Source organism: Bariatricus sp. SGI.154 (genome assembly GCF_050313795.1).
In the GTDB taxonomy this organism is placed as follows: Bacteria; Bacillota; Clostridia; order Lachnospirales; family Lachnospiraceae; genus CAMBRQ01.
In genome coordinates, this window is record NZ_JBNPMC010000060.1 from 1 (window position 1) to 13,800 (window position 13,800).

A 13,800-nucleotide genomic window follows, 5' to 3' on the forward strand; every position below is an offset into this window, starting at 1 on the left:
TGATGATGAAAGGAGGACTTGATGTGGATTAAATGAAGATCGGAAGTTTTTTAAAAGAACTTCGCAAAGAAAAAGGTATTACGTAGGAACAGTTGGCAGATGCATTAAATGTTTCCGGCAGGACAGTATCCCGTTGGGAAACTGGAAGCAATATGCCAGATATCAGTATTCTTGTTGATATTGCAGATTACTATGAGATGAGTATTCCCGAGATTATCAATGGAGAAAGGAAAAGCGAGATTATGAACGAAGAAGAAAGAGAAATTGCTAAGACAATGTCGGATTATGCCACTACAGAGAAAGAGAACATTTTTAAGGAAATGAGAGTTCAAAGCATCATGGGACTTTGTGCATTGGTTCTCTACTTGATTCTGCATGAAACAGGCACATATATGTATAATGATGTGCCGGGAAAACTTACCGACTATTGTGAGACTTTGGTATTCGTGACAGTCATATTGATGGCAGCATTTACTACAGGTTCTTTAAGAAAGCTACGTAGCAAGAGTAGGAAGGTTTTTATGCTTGAAAATTTTCCGAAACCAATTCGCTTAATTGCAATTGCAGTTGTTGCTTTTGGTGGGGCTGCTATTATTAAGTTGGCACCGGTGCATTTTTTCGGATTATAAGTATTTGTGAGCAGTTGGATATATGGTGTCTCAGGTAACTATAGGGCAACAACTTCCAATTTATAGAGTTGAGAAAATCGCAAAAGTTTAGACAGTCACAGATGTAAAGAGCATTGAGAATTATGGTGAAAACAAAATGTATTTTGCTCTACCTATTGCATATTAAGAAAGGTTGGACATCCAAAATAATTTGTGTCAGTAGTGCTGACACAAATTAGAATCAGTATTATCTTCAACATGTGTTAAATGAAAGGAAAACATTGGATGAAAAATGAAATTAGTTCTGCAGGGAATCTCATCAAAATTATAGAGGATTCGAGAAACAATGCATTAAAAAAGGTAAATGAAGAACTTATTCGGATGTATTGGAAAGTAGGCGAGTATTTAAGTAAAGAGGCTGAAAATACAACTTTTGGAGATGCTTATATAGATTCTGTTGCTAAAGAAATCCAGGATGCCTTTCCAGGTATAAAAGGATTCAATAGACGTGGTCTATATAGAATGAAAAAATTTTATGAGACTTACTGCAATGATGAATTTGTGACAACACTGTTGACACAAATTAGTTGGAGTAACCATCTTGCTATTATGTCCAAAGCAAAAACTGTAGAAGAGAGACATTTTTATATAACCCCTTGCATAAAAGAATCATATGGTTGGTGGTGAAGATTTCCGAATTGATTTATTATTCTTCCATAGAGGACTGCAGTGCCTGGTTGCCTTTGAATTAAAAATTGGTAAATTCAAACAGGAATACATCTCTAAAATGGATTTTTATCTGGAAGCGTTAGATCGTCAGAAGAAGAAAGAGAATGAAAATCCGAGTGTAGGAATGATTTTATGTGCTTCTAAGGATGATGAAGTAGTAGAATATGCAATGAGCAGAACGTTGTTTCCGATGATGGTGGCAGAATATAAACTGCAGTTGCCGGATAAAGAGGTATTGCAGAAAAAATTGCAGGAATTGATCAATATGACGCTGATCGAAGAATAATTTTTGTTATCTTGGCGTGAGTTCAATTTGAGTACAATTTTTATGCCAGTCAAAATCATGCCTGCTAATATGGCGAATATAGCAATAAAAAGTAGCGAAAACGCCATTGAAATTACAGAGATCAAACTCCTATGAGACGAGTTTGAATAGTAAACAGAGAGCCGGGAATCCGCATAAACACTGGGTTTTCTGACATCCGATAATGCCCGTGATACTATTTTGGAACTAAAATCGAATGAGTAAAAATAAATAAAAAAGCATGATTTGAGTGGATTACCGAGGCATTTCATATGATTCGTGGATTGTTCGGTATTGCCGGAATGGAATATCCATATTTAATTGAAGCGCTGGAGCCGTTACAAGAAGTTCAGGAATCTTTTGTAATAGAGTTTATTTATGATTTTTACGATGTTGTTGATGAACGCAGATTAGCAGAGGAAAAAAAATAGCGGCATATTCCCGTTAAAATAGCGGGAATGATACATAGCCATTCCCCACAAAGGAGTGGAGAAATTGACGAGCAGAGAGAAATAGATGTGTGAAAAAGGAATGTTGTGATATGATGTATAGAAATCGGTATTTTGCGGAGGATGATATTCACTTAATGAGGGGGAAATAACGTGGAATTAAAATTTTGTGCAATAATTCTTCAAAATGAGAATATGGATGCTGCCTATGTAGAAGTTCCTTACGATATCAAAGAACTTTTTGGCAAAGGGCGTCTGATGGTGAATGCTACTTTTGATGGTATTCCGTACCGTGGGCAAGTGGTAAAAATGGGGACTCCTTGTTACATTATCGGCGTTTCAAAACAGATACGTAAGCAGATCGGTAAAAACTTTGGTGATATTGTTGAAGTGGTTCTTCAGGAAAGAGACAGTGAGAAAATGTCTATGTGGAAATGCCCTAAATGTGGCAGAGAGTTTAAGAAAAAAGAGCAGAGTCATTTCTGCGGTGAAAAGCCAAAGACGATTGATGAATATATCCTGAACCAGGATGAGGATAAGCAGGAAGATCTGCGCTATATCCGTCAGATTCTTCGCAGTGTATTACCGGAAGCGGAAGAACGTATCTCCTGGAGTATGCCGACTTATTGGAAAAAGCATAATATCCTTCACTTTGCCGCTTCAAAGAAACACATCGGATTGTATCCGGGGCCTGCTGCTGTGGTACAGTTTTCTAAAGAATTACAAGGATACAAAACTGATAAGGGAACGATCCGAATCCCCTATGGCAAGGTTGATGCTGCGTTAATTCAGAGGATTGCAAAGTGGTGCTTGGAAACCGGAAACCATGCGTAGATATCAGTAGTTTCAACTCTAAGGAGAAAACAAATGGACTTCCGGATAGTTATTTTGTTTTGATACTTGGGTCTCCTTATCCTTTGAAATCTGGGCGTGTAGCAGTAAAGACAGAACCTTACCCCGGGCGATGGACAACTCATATTATAATCAGTAAAATGTCTGATTTGGACGAAGAACTGTTTGCATGGGCGGGACAGGCATATATGTTTTCGGAGAAAAAATAATTTGGAAGAGAATTCGATAGCTTCCAGTTTTGTATTCAAGAAAGGAAAATGGCAATGAAAGAAAAGCAAGAAGTAATTACATATTGTCTATCTTTTGAAAATGTATATGAAGATTATCCGTTTCACGATTCAAACTGGTGTGTTATGCGACATAAGGATTCCCAAAAATCTTTTGCTCTGATTTACAATAAAGATGGAAAGGTGTGGGTAAATGTAAAGTGTGATCCGCAATGGCGAGATTTCTGGAGGAGTGCCTTTCCATCGGTGGTTCCTGCGTATCATATGAATAAGACTCATTGGAATTCCATTATTTTAGATGGGACGATTCCGAAAGAAGATATTAAGCGCATGATAGGTGAAAGTTATGATTTGACAAAGGGGAAGAAAGTATGAGAATTTTAGTAGATGATAGTAGGGAGGATGAACTGCGGGTATCAGCAATTTATGCACCTGTATTGGGAAATGGGTATAAGGCAGAAGAATGAGTGTAGGACGTGATTAGATACGATATAATATTAGTTGGATTCTGTTCAAAGCAAATGAGGAAACATTGGCAGAACGAGGGAAAATGGATACAGATTCTCCGATATGGGATAAGATACTTCTATTTGTATTTTGGATATTAAATTGCTTTGCAGTATATTTATTAACTGGTATATCTGAAAACAGTGAGCACTTAAATTTTGCATATTATTTGGGAATTGTTTTAACCTTGTTTGCAGCAGGGATCTCGACAAAAGCGACTTTAGAAAACACTTTTTTAGAATCTACAGCGAGGATTCAAAGCGACAGAAATCAAAAGGTTTGCGCAACAGGACCATATAGAATTGTACGACATCCTGCATATAGCGGACTAATATTAAACTGTATTGGATTATCCTTGATTTTTCCCTATGTTAGTGTCTGGATATGTATGGCTATAACTGCTGCAATCATTGTAATACGAACAGCGTTAGAGGATAGTATGCTTAAAGATAGATTAGATGGATATTTTGAATATACAAAGCAGACGAAGTATAGACTGATTCCATTTGTTTGGTAATACACTTGAAAATTCTTATTTTTACGCCGATGGAGGATATGAGATGTTTGAAGTATTACTTACTTGCACAACTGAGGAATTATATCATAATGCTGAGATACTTGCCGAGAATCTTACATCAGAAGAAATGGCGAGAGAATATATTATAAGGTTATTCCAAAGAGCCCCTGAATTAACAGAAGAACAAGAAAAGAAGTTGCATCAGTTGGGAAGAAAGGTTCGTAAGAAGTTTGGAATGAAACCTGTTAGAATTGATTGAATTGTCATTTTCTCTATACAAAAGATATCGACAGATTCTAGTTTGTTGAGTTAGAAAATGGGAAGAGTGAGAAATGTTGAAAAACCAGAAAAAATGGAAAAGAATTCTGATACCAACTATTGCAGCAGCCTTTGTGCTGCTCGCTTCCTTTTGGTATGTGAACGATTATTACCATAGCGATGAAAATGTTCAAGAATATTTTCAGGAAGATACATTGGTAAAAGTAAAAGAAATCAGTGATGGGATATATCTGGATGGTCCAGGAAAGGAAAGGGCCATGATTTTCTATCCAGGAGCAAAGGTAGAATATACAGCGTATTTGCCATTATTATATGAATTGGCAGAACAGGGAGTAGACTGCTTTTTGATAAAAATGCCGTGTAATCTGGCATTTTTGGGGCAAAATAAGGCAACAGATATTATGGTCGAGTACCAATATAAATCATGGTATTTGTCAGGGCATTCTCTTGGAGGTGCTATGGCTGCTTCCTATTCAGCAGATCATTTGAAAGATTTGGATGGATTAGTACTGTTGGCAGCATATCCTACAAAAAGTCTGAAATCGGATACATTTTCGGTTGTGTCCATCTTTGGAAGCGAGGATGGAGTTTTGAATATGGATAAGGTGGAGGATGGGAGAAGTTTCATGCCATCTGATTACACAGAAATCTGCATTGAAGGAGGAAACCATGCATGGTTTGGAAACTATGGTCAACAAAAAGGAGACAAAACTGTTTCTATTAGCAGGGAGGAACAACAGAAGCAGACAGTGGAGGCAATTCTGCAGATGGTAAATACAGAAAAGGATGGAAAGACAGTGAGTTTTACAGAGATTACGCCGCAGGAGGCAAAAGAGATTATGGATACGGAAGCGGATATACGGATTTTGGATGTCCGCGCCGAGGAGGAATATGATACAGGGCATATTATAGGGGCTATTTGTCTGCCAAATGAAGATATTATAGATGAGCCGGAAGAACTGGCGGACAAAAGCCAGAAAATCCTTGTCTATTGCAGAAGCGGGAACCGCAGTAAACAGGCAGCCGCAAAACTGGCAGATATGGGATATGAGAATGTGCTGGAATTTGGAGGAATTTTGGATTGGCCTTATGAGGAAATGATAGAATAAGAGCAACTGAGAAGCAAACGATATATTTGTCCTTGCTTTTTCTGGGTGGAATTACAATCGTGGCATTTATTGTTCTCAGGGTATTATCATATTTTAACCGGAACAGACGCCGGATTTTAGTTAATGGGGAGCAAAGAGATACGCCAACGTCAAAGACAGGTTGTACAAAAATCTACAATGCTAAAGATATAGTAGAAGCAGGAAGAATTATAGAATTGTTAAAAGAGCATGGAATTGCTGCTTTTTCACAGGAAGCAGGTGCAAGTGTCGCTATGCATGGTGCATCAGGATTTGGTATATACGGTGTGGATGTATTGGTGGAAACTGATGAAGCGAAAAAGGCATTGCAGATTATCGAAACTGCAGATGATTCTCAAAGCAAAGAAAAATTTTGACATTTCTATGGAAGCGTGATAATATGATTATAGAAAAAGAGTGCTGCCGATAGACGGTTAGTCCGATATAAAGTTAGACAAAAATTGCCGCTTAGTTTACCAGACTGGGGCGGCTATTTTTGTGGTTTATGATTATCCTTACCGAATGTGTATCCGATACTAAAGCAGGTTAAGCCGAAGCCCACTACTGCGATAAAATCTACAATACTCATTGGCTTAGCCCTCCTTTCCAGTGGATTCCCGTACGGGTTTCTATGTAATCAGAGGGTCACAGTCCCTCTGCTGAAGGACCAACCGCCTACCGTTGTATGGTAGCACCCATGCACTGATTATAACAGTTGGAGTGTATGGCTGCAACAGCAAATTAAAGTGAGTGCAACTATTATAATAATTAACTCAAACTTCGCACATAGATAATGCCTATGCACCTTGAAAATTCAATATCTGGCAGTAATTAAGTTGTCAATAATCAGATAGTTTATATCGCTTTGAGCTGTTTTTGCAAAACGGCAGGTATTTTGATCTGCCACGGCGTTTTCGGTTCCTCTTGTAGATTTCTGTGAGAGGGATGCTGTCTCCGGCGTATTGGAAATACATTTTTGGTGTCTTTTTTATCATGCTGATTACGTCGTAGCCAACTCCTTTTACAGCGTGAAGCGATTTTGGAGATGAGAACCAGCTGTCAAAAAGCACATATCTTGCAGGAATCCGGACTGCCTTTGCAGCTTTGAGAAGTTCTAACATGGCTTCTGTACCCTTTGTCATAGAAAGCGCGCGACGTTTATAACCAACCGTTCTCTTATCTATCGGAGCAGCCTCGTTTATGCGGCTTTTCTTCTTTTCGGAAGATAAGAGGACGCTGTTTACAGGAAGAAAAGTGCTCCCATCAGACCACCCAAGCGTAAGCAGACGGAATCCCAAACGATAGGAATGTTTTGCATGATCGTATACTTTTGTCAAAAACTCCACTTTTTTAGAACGGTTACGTTCAAACATGGAATCGTCTACAATAAACACATTTATCCGGTTCTGGTTATTTAGAGGAACGATCGCATCCTGAATAATCCTTGCTGATAAGGACGTAGTAAAACGAAGCCAGTTGATATGTACCATTTTCATAAAACGGTATACCGTATCTTTTGCAAAAGTCGGGTGATTTCGTCCAGTCAACAGGTCCATGTACATGCTTCTGTTAGAAAATATCAGGATAAAAAGATACTGGAATATCTCAATTACCGGGATTCCTTTTGTTTTGTAAGCATTCGCGGCTTTTAATGCAGAAGAAATATGGAATCGGGTAAAAAATCTTCTGATAGATGCAGAAATCTGTTTCTCATTCTGGTTGTCTTGTGTTATACTTTTATTCATAGCATGAGCCGCCGGTTTATGATTTTGTTGTGGTGACTTAATTATAACAAAACCAGTGGCATCATGCTATTTTTATGCCAGTATTTATTGAATTTTCAAGGTGCACAAGTACTTATTCAAGTGCGAAGTTTGAGTAATTAAATTATGTAGGATACTTGCTGATATTGATGAAAAATAACAGTGGAATAAACTTCGGATTGGGGAGTAAAAGCTATATGGAAATTTTAACTACTAGGGAATGGGCAACTGTGATCTGGGCATTTATTTTATTTGTGTATGCAATGGTACATAGACAGATTAGAGAGGCATTTTGGAATGTTGTAAAATATTCTTTGGTAAGAAGTTAAGAATACTTTGGGGTATTATTTTCCTTTATGTTTTGGGTATAACCTTAATATTTTATCAGTTACCGTTTTGGGATAATGTTTTTATTAAAGATATTATAGTTTGGTTTGTCTTTTCAGGTTTGATATACTGCATGAATGCTGTTTCAAAAGAGGCAGATGAGGAATATGCTTGTGATAAAAGTATGTAAACTTTCAGTACACAAAGTGCTGCTCTTTCAAAAGAAATATTGGTGCAAAATGTATAGTAGAATGTCTGTAGCAGAATTTGAGAAGTTAATAAAAGAATTCAGGAACGAATGCAATAATGAGAAATAACTTCTGTATTTCAGAACAAATTATTGGATTGATATATGAGTACATTTTGAGTACAATTTTTATGCCAGTCAAAATCATAGCAGAAAATATGGCTAATATAGTGACAAAAAGTAGCGAAAACACTACTAAAATTATTGAAATTAAACACCTGTGAGACGAAATGGAATGATTGGCAAAAGTCTAGGAACCTGGTGTTTATACGGGGTTCTGGACTTTTTTAGTACTCGTGACATTATCCGAAGAAAAATGGGCAAAAAGCAGGGGGATTGATTATTCCAAGAGATTGTGATAAGATTTCGCCATGAGCACCGTATACAGGGTGGAACCTTCCCAACTTTACCAAAGAGGGGAGGTGGTGCAGATGGATACATACGAGGTGTTGAGCCTGCTCTTCTTGGGTGGTGCGTTCCTGATTGCATTGCTTACCTATGTTGATAGGCACAATAAGCGGAAATAAAAATGCCTACCCTGTCGGCCAACAGGATAGGCTGCGTCCATTAGGACAATAAGCGTTTTTTGCTGAGGGCTTCCACCTTGTGGGCGGTTGCTCTTTTTATATGCTCATTATAGCACCCGAAAATAGAAAATTCAACATATTTTGGAACCGGCCGCCGCAACTTGTTTAATGCTCCGGCCAGTGGGAAACTTTCGCATACCTGAATTGGTGGACATGGGACTCAAGGGAATCTTCAGCATAGTCACTATGGATAATGTAGCCTTCTAAAGATGGATAGGCGGTCAGAATGTTCTCTAATGTATGGACACATAGATCTGCTCTCAGATTCGTCTCCACTGCAAGACCGAGGACACCCAGATTAAAGTAGTCTTTCTTGATGATAATAACAGGAGAAGTAAAGATTGCCACCAGAAATATGTTTTATGATGAACAGGGAAAACACAGGCGGACTAAAAAAGAGGTACAGACGAGCATGGAAATATCCGAGCAGGATACAGCACTATCCGAAAAGGCGAAGTCTATGAGAGCCACTTTTCACAAAAATATTCCGATGTTCAGCCATTTATAGAGGTGTATAACAAGTCAGATAATGAAGAAAACAATGCAGGCAGAGAATATGTTTTCTCGGTTGATAAAGGAATATACCGACAGGCAGGGTGTGACAGAGCAGTTGAAAGTTGAAAATCAGCTTGAATAGGTTGGAAGAATGAATAACATTCAGGCATGCGTGAGGGAAGTTGCAGAGAATGAAATAATTTAGCATAATTGCGATAGTGGCATTTTTTCAAGAGTGCCACTACAAGGCGGCATGTTTACTTCATCCAAAGGTGGCAAGGAAATTGAAAATGTTCATGTTTTCTTGTATAATTGTTAATTTGTGGATTAATCTATACCCGACACGCAATGTCCGGTCGAAAATCAGGTGATTCTCGGTTTGTGTCGTGGAATTTTTTGAAATAATTGGTAAGCTGTAAGTGAAAGAGAGGTAGCAACATGGACACAAAAAAGATAGGAGTTTTTTTGAAACAATGCCGTAAGGAAAATAATCTTACACAAGAACAGCTTGCAGAAAAGTTTGGCGTATCGGCAAGAACTGTTTCCAGGTGGGAAACAGGATCGAATATGCCGGATCTTAGTATATTGGTTGAACTTGCTGATTATTATGACATTGAAATAAAAGAACTCCTGGATGGAGAAAGGAGTTCAACCATGAACAAAGAGATGAAAGAAACATTAGACAAAGTAGCTGATTATGAAGATTGGGTAAAGCAAAAAGCCTTAAAAGCCGGAAATCTTGCTTTTGCATCAATGTTCCTGATCAGTGTAGGAACTATTATCATACAGCTTCTATTGGCAGTAAACATTCGTTTGGTGTTGGGCGAAACATTAATTGCTCTGGTGGGCGGAATTGTATATGCGTTTATTATGGTACATAATGGCATCTGGGATAAAGGCCTGTCTCAGAGAGAGGCACTATGGAGAGATTTTCTCACCAGTGTAATCTGTGCAGGAATTTTCTCGGTGCTTTATGGTATATGCTTGGGAAGAATGGGAGCAACTGAGAAGCAAACGATATATTTGTCCTTGCTTTTTCTGGGTGGAATTACAATCGTGGCATTTATTGTTCTCAGGGTATTATCATATTTTAACCGGAACAGACGCCGGATTTTAGTTAATGGGGAGCAAAGAGATACGCCAACGTCAAAGACAGGTTGTACAAAAATCTACAATGCTAAAGATATAGTAGAAGCAGGAAGAATTATAGAATTGTTAAAAGAGCATGGAATTGCTGCTTTTTCACAGGAAGCAGGTGCAAGTGTCGCTATGCATGGTGCATCAGGATTTGGTATATACGGTGTGGATGTATTGGTGGAAACTGATGAAGCAAAAAAGGCATTGCAGATTATCGAAACTGCAGATGATTCTCGGAGCAAAGAAAAATTTTGACATTTCTATTGAAGCGGTAGTAAAAATACCAATACCAAAAAAAGGAGTTTACACACATGATTTTTATCAAAGAAAGAGTTGACAAACTACTAAGGGACTTAAAAGAATTAATTTACACAGACATCACCCCCATCAAGTCCTACCGTTTTATCCAATCCAAAGAAAATTACCCCAATATTGCCAATATCCGCACAGATTCCTGGCACACCCTGAGCAATCAACAACTTTGGGGTGGTCACAGAGAATACTTCTGGTTTGAGACTTTTATAACCCTTCCGGAATCATTCGAAGGAAAATGTGTAGTCTACGAATTAAAGACCGGAAGAGAGGGAGAATGGGATGCAACGAATCCACAGTTTTCCATCTTCGTGAATAATGTACGAAGACAAGGGATGGATGTCAATCACCGGGAAGTGATTCTGACAGAATGCGGCAAAGCCGGGGAGACCTTCCGAATTGTGCTGTCTGCTTTTGCCGGAGATCATAATTCCCGCCTGATCATGGATTCCTGCATAAAAGTTCTGGATCGCAAGACGGAGCGATACTACTATGACCTTTCAGTGCCATATGAGATTGCCCGTTTATTGCAGCCTTCCGATAGAAATTACCGCAATATCATTCTTGCTTTGAACGAATCCTTGAATCTTCTGGATCTTCGCAAGGAACACTCCCCTGAATATGAAGCATCCCTTGAGAAAGCACAGGAGTATATTACCAAAGAATTTTACGAAAAATACACCGGAGAAGATAAGGAGAAGGTATACTGTGTAGGACATACCCATATTGACGTGGCGTGGAAGTGGACGCTGGCTGTTACGGAGGATAAGGCAGTCAGAAGTTTTTCCACTGTATTGGAATTGATGAGACAGTATCCGGAATATGTCTTCATGTCCAGCCAGCCGCAACTCTATAAATACGTGAAGAAAAATGCGCCCGATGTATACGAGCAGATTAAAGAACGTGTGAAGGAAGGACGCTGGGAGACAGAGGGCGGAATGTTCCTGGAAGCAGACTGTAATCTTTCTTCCGGAGAATCCCTGGTGCGTCAGTTCATTCATGGAAAACGGTTCTTCCAAGAGGAATTCGGAAAAGACAATGAGATTCTCTGGCTTCCCGATGTGTTCGGCTATTCCGCAGCACTGCCTCAGATTATGAAAAAATGTGGCATTCGCTATTTTATGACCACGAAGATCAGTTGGAATGAGTTTAATAAGATGCCTTACGATACCTTTGAATGGGAAGGGATTGATGGCACCAGAATTCTCACGCACTTCAGTCCTATCCGTGATTATAATAAAGGCGCTGTAGAAGGTGGAACGGAGACAGCGCATTTTACCACGTATAATGGATACATCAATCCATCACAGGTCAAAGGCGGATGGGAACGATACAGTCAGAAATATCTGAATGATGAAGTTCTCATGTGCTTTGGTTATGGAGATGGCGGCGGTGGTCCGGTAAGGGATATGCTGGAGAATCAGAGACGTCTGGCAAAGGGAATCCCCGGGTGTCCGCGCACAGTGATGAGTACGGCAGGTGATTTCTTCCATACTCTGGAGGATTATGTAAAGGATCAGAAATATCTTCCGGTCTGGGTTGGTGAACTTTATCTGGAATATCACAGAGGAACCTATACCTCCATGGCACGTAATAAAAGATATAACCGTAGATCAGAATTCTTGCTGGAGAATGTGGAACTCTTCTCCAGCATTAACAAGCAGATTACCTCTACAGCATATCCGGGACAGGAGATCTATGATCTGTGGGAGATTGTGCTTCGCAACCAGTTCCATGATATCTTGCCGGGATCTTCTATTAAGGAAGTGTATGATGATTCTAGGGAAGAATATGAAAACCTTCTGAAAGCAGGAGGCATCCTGGAAGAAAAGGCATTAAAGGAGATTGCAGATGCAGTAGATGCACCGAAGAATTCTCTGATTGTATTCAATCCAAATGGGATGGTTGGAGAACAGATTGTATCGTTTGTCTGTCCGGAGGAAATTGCTGCTCCGGCAGTAACCGCTGGAGAAAAGATATATGCAGTTCAGAAACTTGCTGACGGAACCTGTCTGTTTGCCGCAGATGACGTACCCTCCAAGGGTTATAAGACATTTAGTTTGAAGGAAGTTTCCGGCGAAGTGCAGAAGAGTGGGCTTTCGGCTTCTGCACGCCATTTGGAAAATGACTATGTAAAAGTTGTTCTTGCAGAAAATGGACAGATTTCTTCTATCTACGATAAGGAAGAGGAGAGAGAACTTCTGAAAGAAGGCCAGAATGGAAATGTCCTGATGACCTATGAAGATCGCCCGCACAATTATGATGCATGGGATATAAACAATTATTATACGGAGAAATCCTGGGAGATTACAGATGTTCAGGAAATGAAACTTGTGGAAGCGGGACCGGTTCGCTGTACCATTAAGGTGAGCAGGAAATACCTGGATTCCTTCATTGTTCAGTACATAGCCCTGGGAGCAGACAGTCCGGAGATTCTTGTGAGAAATGAGATTGACTGGAATGAGCATAATATTTTCCTGAAAGCTTTATTCCCTGTAGATCTTCATACAGATGAGGCGACTTTTGAGATTCAGTATGGTAATGTAACCAGAAAGACACACTACAATACCTCCTGGGATTTCGCCAGATTCGAGGTATGCATGCATAAATGGCTGGATGTATCCGAAGATGGATATGGCGTTAGCGTTCTAAATGATTGCAAATACGGCGCACACGTCCACGATGGGGTGATTGGCATCTCTCTTTTAAAATCTGCCATTTATCCGAATCCGGATGCTGATAAAGAACATCACAGTTTTAAGTTTTCAATTTATCCGCATAAAGGAGGATTCCGCGAGGCGGGAACGATTGATAAGGCATATGCATTGAATAATCCGATGAGATGTCTTGTGAAGGAGAATGAATCCGGAGATGCTCCGGCAGTATATTCTGCAGTCAATGTGGATGCACCGAATGTGGTGATCGAGGTTGTGAAGAAATCAGAGGATGAGGATGCAACCATTATCCGTATGTATGAAGCATTCAACCGTCGGACTAAGACTGTCGTACACTTTGGTCGCGAGGTACAGGCGGTTTATGAGTGCAGCATGCTGGAAGAAAATGAGCAGGAACTTATCCACACAGACAATACGGCTGACATAATAATGCAACCTTACGAAATCAAAACGATGAAAGTGCTTTGGCAATGATAAGTGGATTATATGCAAAAAAATTTTTAAATAAATAGGTTGAACAGAAAAGATCCTCAGAAAATAAAGAAATAGCAGGAATGCCCATCTTGGAGTCGAGTCCGGGATGGGAATTCTTTTTATGACGCGACTGATTGAAAAAGAGCTCTTAAACTGATACAATTCTATGAGAAGCGGGGAAGGT

General features: G+C 39.4%; 16 protein-coding genes and 2 pseudogenes. 16 read left to right on the top strand and 2 right to left on the bottom strand.

Annotation, left to right across the window (positions count from 1 at the left end; all coding sequences use genetic code 11):
* Positions 1 to 92: 92 nt before the first annotated feature.
* The 10 genes from ACQRBN_RS16840 to ACQRBN_RS16885 all read left to right on the top strand — a co-directional run bounded on the left by ACQRBN_RS16840 (position 93) and on the right by ACQRBN_RS16885 (position 5,976).
* On the top strand, positions 93 to 629 hold the full coding sequence (locus ACQRBN_RS16840) for a helix-turn-helix domain-containing protein (protein ID WP_427740241.1): 537 nt from the start codon (positions 93 to 95) through the stop codon (positions 627 to 629).
* Between the two features lie 264 nt (positions 630 to 893).
* On the top strand, positions 894 to 1,295 hold the full coding sequence (locus ACQRBN_RS16845; protein ID WP_427740242.1) for a DUF1016 N-terminal domain-containing protein: 402 nt from the start codon (positions 894 to 896) through the stop codon (positions 1,293 to 1,295).
* Positions 1,282 to 1,623, top strand: a complete 342-nt coding sequence (locus ACQRBN_RS16850; protein WP_427740243.1) for a PDDEXK nuclease domain-containing protein — start codon at positions 1,282 to 1,284, stop codon at positions 1,621 to 1,623. The genes ACQRBN_RS16845 and ACQRBN_RS16850 overlap by 14 nt, the downstream gene beginning before the upstream one ends.
* Positions 1,624 to 1,913: 290 nt before the next feature.
* A complete protein-coding gene (locus ACQRBN_RS16855) occupies positions 1,914 to 2,072 on the top strand; it encodes a hypothetical protein (RefSeq protein ID WP_427740244.1) in 159 nt (52 codons plus the stop codon).
* A 171-nt stretch (positions 2,073 to 2,243) separates the two neighbouring features.
* The gene (locus ACQRBN_RS16860) at positions 2,244 to 2,924 is read left to right on the top strand and encodes a DUF1905 domain-containing protein (protein ID WP_427740245.1); all 681 of its coding nucleotides are present in this window, start codon (positions 2,244 to 2,246) and stop codon (positions 2,922 to 2,924) included.
* Between the two features lie 281 nt (positions 2,925 to 3,205).
* Positions 3,206 to 3,544: an MmcQ/YjbR family DNA-binding protein gene (locus ACQRBN_RS16865; RefSeq protein WP_427740246.1), complete on the top strand. Its 339-nt coding sequence runs from the start codon at positions 3,206 to 3,208 to the stop codon at positions 3,542 to 3,544.
* Positions 3,545 to 3,701: 157 nt separating this feature from the next.
* Positions 3,702 to 4,193 carry a methyltransferase family protein gene (locus tag ACQRBN_RS16870; protein ID WP_427740248.1) on the top strand — a complete coding sequence of 164 codons (492 nt, stop codon included), beginning with the start codon at positions 3,702 to 3,704 and terminating at the stop codon, positions 4,191 to 4,193.
* 43 nt (positions 4,194 to 4,236) lie between these two features.
* Positions 4,237 to 4,452 (top strand): hypothetical protein, encoded by a 216-nt coding sequence (locus tag ACQRBN_RS16875; protein ID WP_427740249.1) that lies wholly within the window; start codon positions 4,237 to 4,239, stop codon positions 4,450 to 4,452.
* A 73-nt stretch (positions 4,453 to 4,525) separates the two neighbouring features.
* A complete protein-coding gene (locus ACQRBN_RS16880; protein WP_427740250.1) occupies positions 4,526 to 5,581 on the top strand; it encodes an alpha/beta hydrolase in 1,056 nt (351 codons plus the stop codon).
* 59 nt (positions 5,582 to 5,640) lie between these two features.
* Entirely contained in the window at positions 5,641 to 5,976 is a 336-nt protein-coding gene (locus ACQRBN_RS16885) for a DUF2007 domain-containing protein (protein WP_427740251.1), read from the top strand.
* A 510-nt stretch (positions 5,977 to 6,486) separates the two neighbouring features.
* On the opposite strand, the pseudogene ACQRBN_RS16890 reads toward ACQRBN_RS16885, so the two are convergent.
* Positions 6,487 to 7,344 (bottom strand): annotated as a pseudogene (locus ACQRBN_RS16890) (IS4 family transposase); the annotation flags it as partial.
* A 215-nt stretch (positions 7,345 to 7,559) separates the two neighbouring features.
* On the opposite strand from ACQRBN_RS16890, the gene ACQRBN_RS16895 reads away from it, so the two are divergent.
* A complete protein-coding gene (locus tag ACQRBN_RS16895) occupies positions 7,560 to 7,691 on the top strand; it encodes a hypothetical protein (RefSeq protein ID WP_427740252.1) in 132 nt (43 codons plus the stop codon).
* Between the two features lie 676 nt (positions 7,692 to 8,367).
* Entirely contained in the window at positions 8,368 to 8,463 is a 96-nt protein-coding gene (locus ACQRBN_RS16900) for a putative holin-like toxin (RefSeq protein WP_427740253.1), read from the top strand.
* Positions 8,464 to 8,628: 165 nt separating this feature from the next.
* On the opposite strand, the gene ACQRBN_RS16905 is transcribed toward ACQRBN_RS16900, so the two are convergent.
* Positions 8,629 to 8,871: a hypothetical protein gene (locus ACQRBN_RS16905; protein ID WP_427740258.1), complete on the bottom strand. Its 243-nt coding sequence runs from the start codon at positions 8,869 to 8,871 to the stop codon at positions 8,629 to 8,631.
* Here ACQRBN_RS16905 and ACQRBN_RS16910 point away from each other — a divergent pair.
* The 4 genes and pseudogenes from ACQRBN_RS16910 to ACQRBN_RS16925 form a co-directional block, all read left to right on the top strand.
* A pseudogene (locus ACQRBN_RS16910) lies at positions 8,840 to 9,006 on the top strand (MobA/MobL family protein); the annotation flags it as partial. The gene ACQRBN_RS16905 and the pseudogene ACQRBN_RS16910 overlap by 32 nt on opposite strands.
* Before the next feature lie 46 nt (positions 9,007 to 9,052).
* Positions 9,053 to 9,160 (top strand): hypothetical protein, encoded by a 108-nt coding sequence (locus tag ACQRBN_RS16915; RefSeq protein ID WP_427740255.1) that lies wholly within the window; start codon positions 9,053 to 9,055, stop codon positions 9,158 to 9,160.
* A 296-nt stretch (positions 9,161 to 9,456) separates the two neighbouring features.
* On the top strand, positions 9,457 to 10,410 hold the full coding sequence (locus tag ACQRBN_RS16920) for a helix-turn-helix domain-containing protein (RefSeq protein ID WP_427740256.1): 954 nt from the start codon (positions 9,457 to 9,459) through the stop codon (positions 10,408 to 10,410).
* Positions 10,411 to 10,466: 56 nt separating this feature from the next.
* Positions 10,467 to 13,616 carry an alpha-mannosidase gene (locus ACQRBN_RS16925; RefSeq protein ID WP_427740257.1) on the top strand — a complete coding sequence of 1,050 codons (3,150 nt, stop codon included), beginning with the start codon at positions 10,467 to 10,469 and terminating at the stop codon, positions 13,614 to 13,616.
* Positions 13,617 to 13,800: the final 184 nt, after the last annotated feature.

Excerpts from the sequence above, each read along its gene's own strand:
- ACQRBN_RS16845 (WP_427740242.1), top strand. The coding sequence starts at position 894 with ATGAAAAATGAAATTAGTTCTGCAGGGAATCTCATCAAAATTATAGAG.
- ACQRBN_RS16850 (WP_427740243.1), top strand. The coding sequence starts at position 1,282 with ATGGTTGGTGGTGAAGATTTCCGAATTGATTTATTATTCTTCCATAGA.
- ACQRBN_RS16855 (WP_427740244.1), top strand. The coding sequence starts at position 1,914 with ATGATTCGTGGATTGTTCGGTATTGCCGGAATGGAATATCCATATTTA.
- ACQRBN_RS16865 (WP_427740246.1), top strand. The coding sequence starts at position 3,206 with ATGAAAGAAAAGCAAGAAGTAATTACATATTGTCTATCTTTTGAAAAT.
- ACQRBN_RS16875 (WP_427740249.1), top strand. The coding sequence starts at position 4,237 with ATGTTTGAAGTATTACTTACTTGCACAACTGAGGAATTATATCATAAT.
- ACQRBN_RS16880 (WP_427740250.1), top strand. The coding sequence starts at position 4,526 with ATGTTGAAAAACCAGAAAAAATGGAAAAGAATTCTGATACCAACTATT.
- ACQRBN_RS16895 (WP_427740252.1), top strand. The coding sequence starts at position 7,560 with ATGGAAATTTTAACTACTAGGGAATGGGCAACTGTGATCTGGGCATTT.
- ACQRBN_RS16900 (WP_427740253.1), top strand. The coding sequence starts at position 8,368 with ATGGATACATACGAGGTGTTGAGCCTGCTCTTCTTGGGTGGTGCGTTC.
- ACQRBN_RS16915 (WP_427740255.1), top strand. The coding sequence starts at position 9,053 with ATGAAGAAAACAATGCAGGCAGAGAATATGTTTTCTCGGTTGATAAAG.
- ACQRBN_RS16920 (WP_427740256.1), top strand. The coding sequence starts at position 9,457 with ATGGACACAAAAAAGATAGGAGTTTTTTTGAAACAATGCCGTAAGGAA.
- ACQRBN_RS16925 (WP_427740257.1), top strand. The coding sequence starts at position 10,467 with ATGATTTTTATCAAAGAAAGAGTTGACAAACTACTAAGGGACTTAAAA.